The 15,646-nt window shown below is 40.8% G+C and carries 4 protein-coding genes and 4 pseudogenes; 3 read left to right on the top strand and 5 right to left on the bottom strand.

Annotated features, from left to right (window positions below; genetic code table 11):
- Positions 1-64 precede the first annotated feature (64 nt).
- From F994_RS05675 to F994_RS17940, 3 genes and pseudogenes are all read right to left on the bottom strand, one after another.
- Positions 65-1,822 carry a ShlB/FhaC/HecB family hemolysin secretion/activation protein gene (locus tag F994_RS05675; protein ID WP_004649227.1) on the bottom strand — a complete coding sequence of 586 codons (1,758 nt, stop codon included), beginning with the start codon at positions 1,820-1,822 and terminating at the stop codon, positions 65-67.
- Between the two features lie 270 nt (positions 1,823-2,092).
- A pseudogene (locus F994_RS17945) lies at positions 2,093-2,575 on the bottom strand (recombination directionality factor); the annotation flags it as partial.
- Positions 2,573-2,980 (bottom strand): annotated as a pseudogene (locus F994_RS17940) (site-specific integrase); the annotation flags it as partial. The pseudogenes F994_RS17945 and F994_RS17940, both read right to left, overlap by 3 nt.
- Positions 2,981-3,021: 41 nt before the next feature.
- Here F994_RS17940 and F994_RS05665 point away from each other — a divergent pair.
- From F994_RS05665 to F994_RS18050, 3 genes and pseudogenes are all read left to right on the top strand, one after another.
- Positions 3,022-3,324: a helix-turn-helix domain-containing protein gene (locus tag F994_RS05665; protein WP_034696737.1), complete on the top strand. Its 303-nt coding sequence runs from the start codon at positions 3,022-3,024 to the stop codon at positions 3,322-3,324.
- Positions 3,324-3,857, top strand: a pseudogene (locus F994_RS05660) (HipA N-terminal domain-containing protein); the annotation flags it as partial. The gene F994_RS05665 and the pseudogene F994_RS05660, both read left to right, overlap by 1 nt.
- A gap of 122 nt (positions 3,858-3,979) precedes the next feature.
- A pseudogene (locus tag F994_RS18050) lies at positions 3,980-4,140 on the top strand (IS30 family transposase); the annotation flags it as partial.
- A gap of 20 nt (positions 4,141-4,160) precedes the next feature.
- On the opposite strand, the gene F994_RS05655 reads toward F994_RS18050, so the two are convergent.
- Entirely contained in the window at positions 4,161-13,130 is an 8,970-nt protein-coding gene (locus F994_RS05655; protein ID WP_004649223.1) for a two-partner secretion domain-containing protein, read from the bottom strand.
- A gap of 12 nt (positions 13,131-13,142) precedes the next feature.
- Entirely contained in the window at positions 13,143-14,849 is a 1,707-nt protein-coding gene (locus F994_RS05650) for a ShlB/FhaC/HecB family hemolysin secretion/activation protein (protein ID WP_004649222.1), read from the bottom strand.
- Positions 14,850-15,646 lie beyond the last annotated feature (797 nt).

Below are 15,646 nucleotides of genomic sequence, written 5' to 3'. Positions count from 1 at the left end.
TCTTACCTAAAATTTCTTATATCTTTTAAATTTATTCATGCTGCGGTACAGCCAATACTTTGAATTAGTACATCCAGTTCAAACTAAAACCCGTCGTAACATTGTCTGTTTTAAAGTGTTCTGGTTTTTTCAATGGCGTGCCCACAAAGACATCGTAACTGACCGATTTCAACACCTGTCCGCGTAAGCCTGCGACAGCGCCCATTAAGCTGGTGCCCAGTAATGGATTCGGCTCATACGCTGTCTTTCCACCTACTTCACCGTAATCAATGCCGCTATACCATTGCATTGGAAGCTTAAATACTGATCCGCTGATTTCATTGCGAACCAAAAAGCCATTATCAGCAATTAACGTTTGTTCACCGTCATAGCCGCGCACGGTATAGCGATTGCCGATGGAGAATCGGTCTTGAGGAGTTAATGGCTTTTTACTATGTTGAGTGCGCCATTCAGCCACATATTGTAATGACTGCTGACCCACTTTAAATGGTACTTGCAGACTGGCATTCGCTTGCAAAATTCCGGCATGGGTATAAGCCTCACCGAAATCTTCTTCTGGTGCACGCATGGCATTGAATGCACCTGTACCTCGTTTATAGGTCACATTCCCCGTTAACGTAGCATTCGCTAAATATTCAGTATGATCTAAGCTGGCTTTCCAGCCGCCCGTTTTCCGGCGCTGTACTTCAACTTCAACATCTTCAATGAAGTTTTGTGATTCTCGATACCAACCACCGACACTGGCCGTGGTTTTTCGTTTTGCATCGCGGTAAATGATACGGGACAGATCTGCACTGATCAGTTTACTTTTGCCACTATATTCATAACTTTGATTCGCACCCGCAACAGTTTGGTTATAATCAGATTGACTATAGCTGGTGCTGAACAACCAGTATTGAAAAGGAATGCTGTAACTGAGGTAATAACCATCTGTTCCACGCTCACCTTGATCACCGCCGCCAAGATCATGGTTATAGCTACCGTAAAACAGGTCGTTGGCAGTCAATAAATGATCTAAAGACAATGTCGCTGTGCCTTGATATTTACCCGTAGAATCTGAGCCTGCATCATCAATGCCTAAATGAATACGGTAAGGTTTAGACTGCTGCCATGCCAATTCCAAATCACTATATCCGGGTTCAGTTCGCTGTGCTGAAGGCTGAATTTTAAAATCAGCTTCAACCGTCGGCACACGCTTAAAATTCTCTAATCCCTGCTCAATATCTCGAATATTTAGAATGTCGCCAGATTTCACAGGCAAAGCATTAAATTTATGTGCACGTTTTGAGGTTCCCTCAGCAAAGCTAATTTGGTCTACCTTACCAGCAATCACTTGTAGCTTAATTTCACCTGAAGCAATGTTTTGCTGAGGCAGCAACATCCGTGTTGTGACATAACCATAACTAATCATTTTATTTTGGATTAAATCCAATGCCTGATTTAATCCTTGAACACCGATGCATCGGCCAATCAGATTATATTTTCCCTGAGTGACAGGCCGCATAGCAAAAGTAAATTGTCTCGCGTCATCACCTTGCAATATAAATTTTTTAAGCTCAAAGCAGACATTTTCACTATGCGATTTTAAATACTGAAGCTGTGGCTGAGTTTGCAGTTGTTTTTCTAAATCTGTTTGTACGGATGGTAACGGCTGTAATTGCTTTTGCAAGGCTTGATCACGTTGCTGTTGGCGGATAACAGCATCTGCTTCTAATTCTGGACGTGGCTGAGGTTGTACCTGTGGATCTGCTGCGTAGATGGTGCTGCCCAATAACCCCCAACATAAAGCTAAACTTGTTTTTTTAAATTCTAAACGTGGCATTGTATTTAATGTGTAATAAATTTTGCGGTCATTATTGTCAATACATTTAGCTTTGTAAAGATTTTTATACAGATCTGTCTACCCCCTGTATTCATATAAAAATTTTCACTCCACGAACAAAAAAATCCACAACCCTATATTTTATAATAACTATATTAAACATCACCAAATATAAAGACGTAAACCCGTGGATCGTTAAGCAATGAATTTTCTGAATAAGACAAAAAAAATATCAATTTTTACGAGGAGAATCCTAAGATTCTCCCTCAATCAATTCACCACCCTTACACTCTGCTGCAACCCTTGCTGAATATCCTGAACAAAGCCATCCACTTGTTTAACATTAGATTTTGATACAGCTTGTGTTTGTTCAGATTCAGACTCATCATCCGTATAAAACTCATCCATCACATCCAAGCCCTCCTCAGCATTAATCTCAAATCGTGCATTGGCAAAGCCCTGTCTTGCCACATGATCTAAAGCCTCTTGATAAAACCCTGAGGTCTTACTCTGTTCATCAATCTGTTTGGCTTGAACAATGGCATCATTCAAACTGACACCCTCGCGTAAAGTGAGATCAACGTAATATACAGGCTGACGATAGCTTTGAGTGGTGGACTTACCTCTAAGTGTGAGTTGTAAAGGTAGACATGAAAGTAGGCCATTGGATGCAGCATGGTAATAAGCCAAACGTGCAGCCAAAGTTCGGATACTGTTAAAACCTGTGGTTCTAAAAATAAACGTACCCAGTTCAGATGGCCTTAAGGCTACTGTATTGATCTCTTGCTGTAGCACATTACTCAAAAATATATCTATGCTGAGGTTTGGATTAAATTCGAGTACCATTTGTACATCATTAAATGTACGAAATCCACGGCGTTTAATTTGATATTGCAGATCCCCCAAACTTTTTTTTCGGCCTATTTTACTCAAGCTTTCCAAAATACAATCTTCAACTGATTGTTGCAGACGATATTTTTTCTGAGTAGCTTTCATCTTTTTCAAATACTGCAGTATTAATTGGGCATATGGGTTAAAAAAAACATGTTTCCATTGGTACAACTTTCTATCTTCTACATCATTACCATATTGAGAGTTTTCCACACGGTAGTGTAGTAACAATGGATTAGTAATCTTCTTGTAGTCAGAACGACTTAGATTAGCATTTGAAGTGCAACACCATGTTCTTGCAATAATACCTGACTCGGACTTTTAAACCCAAAGAAATCGTGACACTTTTAGGTGAGCGATTGCGTAAGCAGCGGCTCTTTCTTGAGATGTCTCAAGCTGAGGTTGCAGCCCGTTCAGGAGTAGGTGTGAATACAGTTTCGAATCTAGAAGCGGGTCGAAATGTATCTATTGAAAACTTAGTACGAATTGCAATGGTCTTGGGCAGATTACACGAACTTCAGGAGCTATTCCAACCACAGCTCAACAGTGTAAATGACATTCTTCTCTATGAAAGTCAAAGTAAACGCCACCGTATTAAAAGGAAAGGTTAATGCTCAATAGACTTAATATTTATTACAATGGTTGGGGTGAATCTTGGCTGTGTGGAACTCTGATCAGCTCAATAGCCACGACAAGACGACCCATCATTTCGTTTGAATATAGTTCAAAAGCAATTAGTAGCGGTATTGAGCTATCTTCTTACCTTTTACCGTTAAACGGTCTTCTACTAAGACAAGGCTTTCCTGCTCACCATATGGGACTACCAGGTCCAGTATATGATGCTTTACCGGATGGTTGGGGCATGTTGTTAATGGATCGATATTTTAGAAAAACTGGACTAAATCCTGCTCGAATCGGCCCATTGGAACGTCTTACTTATATTAGTACACATGCAATGGGAGCCTTATCCTTTGAACCTTGTGTAGCAGATATGCAAACTTCAGAAAATATTCCCCTACTGCAATTGGCACAAGAAGTTCAAGAGGTACTCAAAGGTGAAGGTGGCGAATTTTTACAGCATTTGTTGATTATGGGTGGTTCTCCACAGGGTGCAAGACCCAAAGCGCTAGTTTACCGAGATCCTGCTGTATGGAAACAGGTCAAAAGTTATCTTGCTCTACAATGGAGTCCTGAACAAATTGCTTCATATCTTGCTGTCAGTATGCATTCAATTTACCGTTATATTCTTCAAGATAAAATTAAGGGAAGTTAGAATTCTACTTTGCTGATCCTTACAGCGCATGGCAGAGAGGAACGAATGAAAACACGAATGGATGAATCACAGCCCAAGAAAAAGACTCGGATTTAAAATTCCGAGTCAGGTATTATTGCAAAAACATGGTGTTACACTTCAAATGCTAATCTAAGATACCTTTAATACAAAGCTTTAAGGTGTGCGCGTAGATCTTAGACTATCCCTTATTTGCCCAGCCTTATTTCCAATGATATCTGCAACATTTCTATGTGTAGAATTTTGATTTAATTGCTCTGTATCTCTTGTATCATTCTGCGTTAAAGTTTCAGTAGCTTGGCGAACAGTCCCTCGCGTTCTTGTCCCCGAATAAGCATTCCTGTTGTCTTTAATCTGACGCAGGTCACTCGAGTCTGCACTGCCTTCTCCGCCTAATTCAAAGCCAGAGTTCCTGTCTTTCTTAGTCATCGATGTCACTTGAACGGCAGAAGTGTCAGTTTTATTAATTGAATTATCTTCAACCGCTTTACCTTTACTATTCACCGATTTAAATTTGACATTTTCCATGTTTAAAGTCGGTTGAGATGAAGCTAGATCACCGGAAGCCGCTGGCTGAACCGTAACAGGAGCACCAAGAAGTGCTTTGTCATTCGAAGATTCAATAGTAGGTATATTCACTTCAGTTTGCTTGGCAATAATCACAGGTGCACCATTATTGATAATGGCTTTACCGTCCGCATTTCTTGCCAGTTCTGGACGGGAAACCAACTGAGAAGCAGGCGCAAGACTGACGGGACTCGCTGCGTCCGTATTTAATGTCGCTGCTGTATTGGCTACGGGTGCACTGACCTCAAAACGATTAGCCGTAATTTCAGAACCGGTGTACTTAGTTGAATTATTTTTCGCAATGTCGAAGTTAGCAGAAATGCCACCTGATTTATGGGTAGTATCAGTTGTTTGAGTACCACCAGCTTGAGTAACTGTCCGTTGTACATTTTCCCTCGCTGTTGTACTTTTTTGGGCGTTTTCAAAACTTACCCCGACACCAAAACCGGTTGAATTGCTAGTTTTGGTACTCTCGGCCGCAGTAAAGGCTGTACTGCTCGCTTGAACAGATATATTATTACCCGTTAATGCTGTACCTTCAAAATTTGCTTCATTTGCTCTGACCTTAATATTTCTAGCTGCATTTAAACCGCCTACAACTGCCGTAAATGACTTGGCATTACTTTTATTTTGACCATATTCAGCACCAAACTCTACATCCGGCTTACCTTTTAAATCCATACCCACTTTTGCATTGACATCGACATTACGGCTCGTAGAACTAGACTCATGTGTATCATGCACCGCGTTATAAGTCAGCTTAGATGCCTCCAAATTGATGCCGCCGCCAGTCGAATTAAATTGCGTGCCGTTCAGCTGTGTTTCACCGCTGGAAATTGAGGTGATATTCCCGCTTGATGTAAATGAGGAACTTCTTGCCTGCGTATCTTTGCTGTCAACTTTGGAAGACTCCATACTGTATTGCGCAGAAACACCTGCTGCCACTTTAGTACTCTTGGCGCCAGATGAACTTGACTCTCTTGCACCGCTGGATTGCGTGCCCGTGCCAGTAGAAGCTGTAGCACCTAAACTTGCTTGTGCAGATACATTGGCACTAGCGCCAGCTTCTGCATACAAGCCTAGTCGAGCCTCATGGGACTGGCTGTTACTATGGAACGTCTGGCTGTCATGTACAGCTTCATCTTTAATTGTTGCTGCACTTTGATAAATGCTACTGGCATTGACTTGAGTCGCCTGGTCCAAAATTTCATTTTCAGCAATCCGGACAAAACTGCCTGTTGCTTTAAAGTTATTTCCTTTATTGGTCACTGTGTCATAAGATTGCTCATTGTTTTCAATGGCTGTTCTTAAACCCGCACCTACTTCTGCAGATACACCTGCCGATGCAGATGCACCTGCGCTGAGCGGATTGATGTTGGTTGCATCTGCTGAAGCACCGGCTTGTGCGCTGGCTTGAGCAGAGACACTTCCACTGAGATAAACCCCTGCCAATTTGCTTGAACTGGTACTGGTTTCACTATGTGTATCCTGTACAGCCAGGTTTTTAATGTTTTTTGCTTCAATTCTTAAAGCTGCCGGAGCCCCAACAGGTTTACCATCTTTATCCCATTGACCTGCCTGCACATCAGCACCGTGGAAAGTTGCTGTATCTGTCACTTTGATGAGCATATCTGAACCAGATTTCAGGCTTGAATTGGTATGCGTCAAGCTGTTCATAGTTTCATTTTGATGCTCTGTCTTCGCACCAAATGTTACTGTGCCATTGGCTTCCGCGCTTGCACCTGCATTAACGCCCAAGGATGCACCATTGACACCCACCTTGCCGCCAGCTTGTGCTCCTGCTTGAGCGCTAGCATCACCTTCTGCAAAAATACCGACAGAGGTACGCTTTACATCACGCGAAGCATAGCTGGTATTTTTTCCAGCTTCGACCAGCAAATTCTTGGCAGCAATAGCCAATTTACCGTCTACATCAACATTTGAGCCTCTAACATTCACGGTGTTGTCAGACATGATGGCCAAATTACCTGCCGATACAATATTAGATGCGACACTGGTGCTAGAACCGCTTTTTTCTACAGTTTTGGTTGTCTCTGAAATTTTCAGTGCAGCTTCACCTTTGGCAGAAGCCGAAGCTCCGGCTTGCGCTGTCATCGACAATTTTGTTTTTTCTGCTTTGGCGCTGGCATTGACTTTAACATCTGGCTCATCTTCAGTTGAAGCACCATACATATTTTGCGTTGCATTACCGTCAAATTTTCCTTTTTTATCTTTCGATATGCCATCTGCTGCTGCACCATAAATTGGATTGTCGTTGCTTGCACTACCTTTAGTAGACTTCAAATATGTCGAGGTCGTCGTGGTTTTCTCATGACGTTCTTCATCTTTACCATCCAGAATATCTACGCCAGCTTTCCCTCGAATTAAGCTGGTGCTGGCTTTGTCACGTATGCCGATATTTGAACCTTCAATAATCGCCTTGCCTTCCGAGTCGACAATTAAACTGCCCACACTCAGATTGCTGGCTTTATTGGTGCCTTTAAAATCTGTTGTTTCGACAGTTTCTTTACCCCAAACACCACCACCCACGCCTAAGCCAGAACGTGATGTTGAAGTTTTGGTTTCAGTCGTATCCTGATCTGCAAGTAACTTAAAGTCACCGCCAGTTTTCACATACATTAAACCGCCCGCTGTGACATTACTGCCCTTAATGGTCGTATCTTTACCGCTGTCCATGATTACATTGCCGCCCGCTTCTAACACCGAGCCCATATGGGTGACAGAACTGGTAGAGCTGCGGCCGTTTTTAATGCTTTTTGAAGAAGCTTCAGCATCCTGAATAGATAAAATATTAATGTTGTTGCCAGCTTTCAGCGCTAAAGTTTCACCCGCCTTCAGCTTGGCACCGACATTATTAATATCTTTTGCAGCATCCATAACCAATGCACCGTCACTGACAATGCCGGCTACTGCGCCTATTGATGTTTTACGGTCTGAATCGGTTCCAGAAGTATGCACTTCGGTAATATTGTTGATTGAGCCTTCTTTAGAGGTCAGGAAGACATTACCGCCTTTAATCTGCGCACCAATATTGTTGATATCCTTCTTCGCATCCACAACCACAGTGCCGCCGCGAATGGCCGCATTTTTATTGTCTAAAGACTCAACGTCCAAATAGGTCAAATTTTTACCTTCAATTACGGCGCCAGAAGTGCTGATACTGTCTACAGTTGCCTTGCTGAGATAAACCTGCGGTACCAATACTTTTTGACCAGCGACTTCAGTTGCCACCATCCACACCATGTCTTGTTTTAAGTTGCTAATTTGGTCTGACGTTAATGCTTTGCCGTATTTTAGACCTAAGCCAGATGACTGGTCTGATGCCTGATCAAACAGTTTTTGCATTTGGTCGGCCATAGAACTGTTGGCATACAGTACGGCTGTGCCTAATGAGAAAATTAGCTGCTGCTGCACCAGATTCATTTCATAGCCATTATCGCCTAAGCGCTTCATAAGCTTATCTGGATTTATACCCAATTTTTCCTGCAAATAATCCGAACCAATCACATTCGAATTTTCCCCATACAGCGGGTTCGATTCGACTAAATATTTCGAATTCGGATTTTTTGAGGTAATGTATTGACCATAATCAGAAACTGGTAATGATAAATTGACAGCAGGTGCTTGAGAAACCGGATTAACGGCCTGTATACGTACATCGTCTGTATACTTGGTTGTATCTACTTGTTTTTTAGGTGCTTCCGCATCCGCTTCGTCTTGCGGTGCATCAGCATTTTCTTTTTTATCTGTTGCCGCCTTGTCAATTTGGCAAGTTAGCCCCAAGTTAGCACAGAGTTTATTGTCATTTGTTACCTGTTCAAGATTTACCACAGATGTATTAGTTAACTTATCTGATTTAATCTGAACAGTGTTACCCGTAATAGTTGCTTTAGACTGCGCTGTATTACTTTGCCCGCTGTTATCAACTAATGCTTTAAAGCCATCACTTTTAACTTTGCTGCGAATCGCATCAATCACATTTTTTACGTTATAAGTCACTGTATAATTATCCCCTGATCTATCTTTCACAGTGGTGTACTTATCCGTATTAGCATCACGATAATCATAGTAAATACCTGATAAAACTAATGATTTTAATTTATCAATATAATTATTTGAGCGATTGAAATCACCATCATCATCAATATTACTTAATTGAATGGTGCCTGGATTTTTTGAATCTAATGAAACAACTGCTCCAGCCCTGTTGCTATGATCGGTTAATAATAAATATTTTAACTCGAACAGTTTGTCACGGTATAAATCAATGGATTGGTTGGTGAAATTTCCAGGCCCCTGTATATTCACCGTTCCAGCGCCATTACCCGCGGCATAAATTTTAGCGCCTATGTTTTTCGAATCATCTACATAGTTAATCGTAATATTACCGTTATTTGCACCGATTTTGGCTTGGCCTATATCTCCATTTAGGTAGTTTTTGATTGTGTCATAGTTAGTTTCAGTACCGGCCTTCACATCTGTGCTCTTTTTCCAGGTTTCCGTGACTACACTTGCTTGTACACCATCGTCACCACCGCCTTTAATCGCAACTTGAGTGGTATAAATAACTGTATTGCTCGCACTGTCATAAAAAGATTCATCACCCCAGTCATTATCACTGGTTAGGTACATCTGCGGTGTGTTCCAAGTTTCAGTAATATTAATTTTATCGCCATAGTAGGTCCGTTCATTCAAGAACTTTCCGCTCAGGTTTAAATAAATATCGCCTTCGTTAACTAAAACATTATAATTATTTTCAAAATCATGACCGTAAACCTCTATGCCTTTTCCGGCCTGCAAATTGCCGCCAGAAACCTGAGTTTTACTGTTGTTCATTTTATTGTATACATTGGTTTTCTTGCTGATTTCATTACCCAGCACCAGATATTCAGCCGCATAAACATCACCAAAGTTGGTGATTGTATTTGTATCACTGCGTTGAGTATTAATCAGCAAATTATTTAAAGAAATAATGCCTGACTTTGCAGCATTGGTTAAAGCTGCCGCATCAATAAACAAAGTACCGGCAGAATGAATCAGCTTGTTATTTACCAGCTTGGTTTCAGCTGCAATTTTAGATATACCCGAGGTTTTGATCTCATTCTGATTGGTTAAGCTCTTTGCTTTCAAATCGGAATTATACAGATTCACTTCTCCAGTGCTGCTGTTGATAAAATCTGCATTGGCGTTTACAGCTGCGCTATTCATCGCATTCAGCTTACCGGTATGCTGATAATTATTCGAAAAATTCAATGTCGCAGCATCAATACTGAGCGTACCACCGCTATTATCTAATTTTGCAAAGCTGATTGATGTTGCGAGCGGTGCTACACCATTGCTTTGCACATAAATTTCACCGGCATTTTTTGAAACCAAACCTGTCTGGTTAAAGCTTGTGTTATTGCCCAAATATAAATATGCACCTGAACTGTTTGTCAGGTCTGCTGCCGAAATTTCAGAGCGGTTGTCTGAAGCTTTTAAATTCACATAAACATCACCTGAGTTGTTCAAACTACTCAAGTTTTTTGCATTTAGTGAGTCATAGATGTAAATACCGGTATTCGATGATGATTTACCCGTATTGGTCAACGCTGTTTGCAAAGAAGTCTTGCCTTCAATTCCTGCTGCATCCGCAGAAATCTGTCCAGCATTGACAATTTTATCTGTCTTTAACAGCAGATTATTGGTACTGATAATTCCTTTACTGCCATTCAGCAGCTGCTGTGCAGTTAAATTTACAGCGCCGGCATTTTGATTATTTACCGTGTAAATATAGCCAGTATTGTCAATTTGATCTGATGCGGTTAAATCTGCTTGATTCGCTGCATAGATTTCTCCGCTATTGACGATAGCGCTGTCTGCTTTTTTGTCCGCATTAATTTTTACCGTGCTGCCAATAATATTGGCGCTGTTATTCACATCAGACGCGCTGATATTAACAGCTGAAGCATTTAATTTGCCTGCATTGTCCAGCATCTGTGTATCAATATTCAGCTGATTTCCAGCCGAAAGTGAACCATTGTTCACTGTATTGATTTGCGCAGCATCTAATACCAGACTGCCCACAGCAGAAATAACCCCTTGGTTATTAAAATCTGCGCCGTTTATATGCAGGTTCAGGTTGCTGTTTCCAGCAAGAATTGAATTCTGAGCGTTAGTCAGAGCTGCTGTATTTAGCTCTAAATCCTGATTGGAAATGAGTTTGCCACTATTGTTTAGGCTATCCAGCGTACCCAGTTCAAATTTGTCTGAAATCAGACTGCCTTGGTTATTTAACTTTTTCAGTTGTGCCTTGGTCAACTGCTGAGTATTTACCGCACCTGTATTGTTTAAAGTATCAGCTGTAATATTTAAATCGCCTACCGTGGTGACCGAAGCACCAGCAGCGATATTGAGGTTTTTCTGAGCTGAAATCGTCTGAGTTTGCGCATAGGTTTTGCCTTGCAAATCAATATCTGCATTTTTAGACTGTAATGCAATCAAACCATTGCTTTCCAGCTGCGCAGTAGTACCTGCTGTCAGATTATTGGCTGCAATTGCAGTCATTGAATTTTCTGCACCCGCATAGCCATCCAGCTGAATTGCATCTGCTGAAAGCTCAATGCTGTCCGAACTAAATAGCTGTGCTTGACTGTCTACGGTCAGCTGCTGCACTGCATTTACATTCAGTTTATGTCCTGCCTGTACTGCGCCAGTTAAACTCATGGCATTTGCTTGCAATACTAAATTATTTTGCGCATATATAGCACCAGCCTGCTGAAGGGAATTCACAGCTGTTAGCGTTAAATTTCCAGCTTCCCACAAACCTTTTAAACTCAGGTCTTTTGCATTTACCGTATTTAAATTTTGAATAGAAACAAGGGTTTTGTTAGCGCTGTTCAACATCCCACCAATGTTAAAATTGGCTGCTGAACTATACATTTGGCCCCAAACATCGGCATTAGAAGCATTGACGGCAGTATTGTTCAGACTAACAATCAGGCCATTTTCATCTAGAGTGAACTGCTGTGCTTGAATATTGGTTTTTGTAGCTGAGGTCTGTGTACTCAGCGCCAGCTGATTTGCTTTCAGATCTAAAGCATTACCGGCTTTCAGTTTGCCACCAGACAGTTCCATATTGCCACTGACAGAACTTAAAACGACATTATTTTGCACTTCAGCATCTGTATTTTTAAGTTTTAAATCTTGAGCCGTCTGAATAGTTATATTTTGTGCAGATTTCAGCTGTGAATCCTGCGCGGTGAATGCATTGGATTTCACTTGCAAGTCAGCAGCATCTAGCACTGTATTTTGCAAAGCAATATCTGTATTGGCATTTACTTTTAGCGTATCTTTCGCCTGAATTTTGGCATTATTGGCATTGAACGCCTGACTTTGGATATCCAGAGCACTGCCGGCATACAGCGTACCGCCCGCCACATCCACATTTAAATTTTGCGTGTTAGCTGCACCAATTGAAATATTATTTGCCGTTAATCCGCCTTGAATATTCAATTTTTGCTGTTGTGCAGAGCTGTTCTGTATATCTATTGCCTGTTTGGCATTAATTTTATTATTCAATTGAATATCGCCCGCTGCACTCAAGGTGAAGTCTGCGGCGCTGGCAGCTGCATCACCTGCCATACGTACACCTACCCCCTGTTCCGTGGAAATCAGGCTAATACGGTTAGCATAAAGACCGCCCAGCAAGGTGGAATCAATTGCATACTGTGCAGCTGCGCCTGTCCCTGCAATTGCAGTGGCTTTCCCTGTTGTGTAGTCATATGCATTGGCGCCTGTCACCGCTTCCAGCTGCTGTGCATTGACTTGTCCATCAATACTTAGGTTTCTGGACAGCAAACGAAGCAAGCCCGCGCTGTTGGCATTCAAGCCATTGCCCGCAATAGAAATATTGCCTTGTGTAATGTTAAAACCGGTAATGTTTCCGTCAGCGCTAAACTTTGGTGTACCTGTCGTTAATGTCGCTCTGTCTGTATTAATAAAACCACAGCCGGAACAGGTAATACCGTATGGGTTGGCAAGAATAACGTCGGCTTTTGCCCCCGCAACTTCAATGTGACCATTTAATGCAGAACGGTTGGCACCTGTGACTTCGTTTAAAATCACCTTTGCACTGGTATTTAAATTGGCATTGGTCATGATTTTGCCAGCCAGTTCAGTCATAACAAACAACTGAGAGGCTGATTGCGCTGCGTTATTTAAAACCTGGCCGGTTTTATCTACGTTATAGCTGACATAACGGTTGTGAGAAATCCCTGCAGCATTTGCTGTTGCGATATCAATAATTTGCACGCCATTGTTTGCATTGTGAACCTGAGTATTGCTATCACCGACTATGACTTCTGCCAAACTTGACTGTACAAACAACATAGCGGCTAGCGGTGTTAATACCGCAAGAAAATGTGAAACTTGTCCAAAGCCTGTTTCAGCACCAGATTTTCTGCCCGATGTCTTTTTGCCTTTTGAACTTACATTTTCAGCCACAACATCAAATGCATTTTTTGTTTTATTCCAAATTGTTTTATAAATATGGTTCATTTCAACATCCCCTTAAAATGTTACTGTGGTTGAAAAGAAAAAGTCTGTATCTGGTTTTTTCATAAAATTCGGTTTTAAAACTGGCTGGGTCACAATCAGTTCCAGCGCAACATTTTTGAAATTAAACGCAGTACCTGCACTTACACCTGCCAGTTCCCCAACTTGGCTGGAATTTTCTTTGTTATCCACTTTTCCGTAGTCAAAACCAATATAATGCCGCGCAATCAGCGGGCCATTGCTTAAGCTATATACTTTGTTCAAATTAAGATCATTTTTAAACGAATAGCCGCTGTCGCCGCTGAGCGAGCTTTGGTTAAAGCCGCGTACACTGTACAAGCTACCAATAGAGTACTGCTCTGAACCATATAAAGTATCCAGTGCATACTGACCTGCAAAATTGGAAGAAAAACTGAAGTTTTGTCTTAAGGCCTGAAATGGCTTGAAGTAGCTTAAACCGTAAGTCAATTTTTCAAATTGCGCTTTTGGCATCTCAGCAGACAAATTTTCTGCATCTTCTAGCGCATTAAACAGTTTTAAACCACGGCTGTAGCCAGCATTGGCATTGACCACGCCAGCCAAAAGCATATCGCTGTAGCTCAGTCCGATATCCAGTACCGATAACTTTCGGCTACTGACATCCAATTTAATGTCTTCTAAAAATGCAGCCGTATCTTTATGGGTCAGACCAATATTTGCTCGTAACTGGTTGTTGAATCCTCTATAAAGCAGACTGTCCACACGCCCTGTATAAGTATTGGTCTCACCGCTTGAATGCAGCTGGTTAAACTGAGTCTGTAATGTTGAATCATATTCCGAACGCGAAGCATTCAGACTTAAGGTGTGATAACCCAATGGCATTGCATAAAAAATACTGCTCGAAAATGAATCCTGACGATTGGCTTCAAATGGCAATGAACGGTTATAAGAAAGATTCAACAAATCATTCAAGCCAAAAATATTATCAATGCCGACACCCAATACTGCCTGATTGCGTCCGGTTGAATCCTGCCCTTTGTTGTCATAACTGAAATAGCCGTTCCAACGTTTTGAAGGTGCATTGTCAAAAACCACAATACTTTCACCGGTTCTTTCTCCCGGATAAATATTCATGCTGGCATTATTGGATTGAAGTTTATTAATTTGATCCAGCGCCTGTTCTAAATCTCTTAAATTGAGAGGTTTACCTTCAGCGCCAATAATGGCGGTTCTTAATGACATTGTGCCTTTGGCGCGTTCTGTCAGTTGCAGTTGGCTTAATTTTCCTTCCTCAACACGCAGTTTAAGCGTACCTGTTTTCAGGTCCTGTTCCGGCAGATAGAAACGTGCGGCTGCATAACCATTGCTTAAATACAGCGCGGTCAATTTCCCCATAATTTCTTCAATACGTTTGGCATCTATACAGCTATTTTCATATGGCTGTGTGACTTTCTGTATTTCATGCTGCGCAATTACAGCAGTGCCCTCTACATGAATTGCGGTAATATTTAGGCATGGCCCTTTTTCTATGTTTTTAGACTCAGGCGGTGCAATTTCAATACGTGAAGGTGCTTTGGAAGATTGAAGAAGCTGCTCTCGTTCATAGCGCAAGCGGTCTTGTAAATTCTGTTGAATTCGTTCATTTTCCTTATTAGCGAGCTCTATTTCAGGTGTTGCTGCGTAACTGCTTTTTATAATCCCAAGAATAAGTGCACTAAGAAGTAATGGTTTTAAATAATTCATAATTTTCCCTAATTTAAATACTGATGGCTAAAATTTATGCTTTATTTTTTTCCATCAAATGGTAGGAAGTACTTTGAGGGTAAATATTTTATTTTTATATCACTTGAAATCGGTATATTTTATGAAAAACTTATTAACTGACAAAATGATCGGGCGATTCTAATACAAAGTTTGGCTACCTCGACACGGGCAAATTTCATTTCAGCTGACAGTCATTTTCTTGGAACAACATATTTTGTAATAAGGCTATGTGCTAAAAAAACTTGCTTTCAAGCAAACAACTTTCATCAATCCAGATGATCATTGCAAAAATTTTTATTTCTAATGTCCCAAAATGGGCAATCGAAACTTCCCCTTAGCTACGATATTAATTTTTGCGAAGGCTCAGGTGAATATCACCAAATAGATATTATGCGAGGCACTAGATATTTCTCGACAAACTCTTGTCAAATCGGGCACTCAGAAAGCAGATCTTTCTATAAAAAAGCCGATGAAACTATTAACTCGATTTGTGATGTTGCAAACCAATTCAATAAAATTACTCAAGAAATATTACCTGAGCAAATTCGATCAGAAACCCTGCAAACAATTCGAAGCCGAATTGAGCACAATATTCATATACTAAATTGAATATCAATCATCTATATGATTATTAAGAAATATTATATTAAATTACATATTTTTTATTTATAATAAACCCCCTATATCAAAATATAGGTGACTTTTAGAAAACCTAAGACTTAAAATAAAGTGACCAAAACAATATTAAATGATCTAAATTAATCTAAATTTCACCT

It is taken from the genome of Acinetobacter bohemicus ANC 3994 (assembly GCF_000367925.1).
Taxonomy (GTDB): domain Bacteria; phylum Pseudomonadota; class Gammaproteobacteria; order Pseudomonadales; family Moraxellaceae; genus Acinetobacter; species Acinetobacter bohemicus.
The sequence above is the reverse complement of the archived record's forward strand: the minus strand, read 5'-3'. Positions and strand labels throughout refer to the sequence as shown.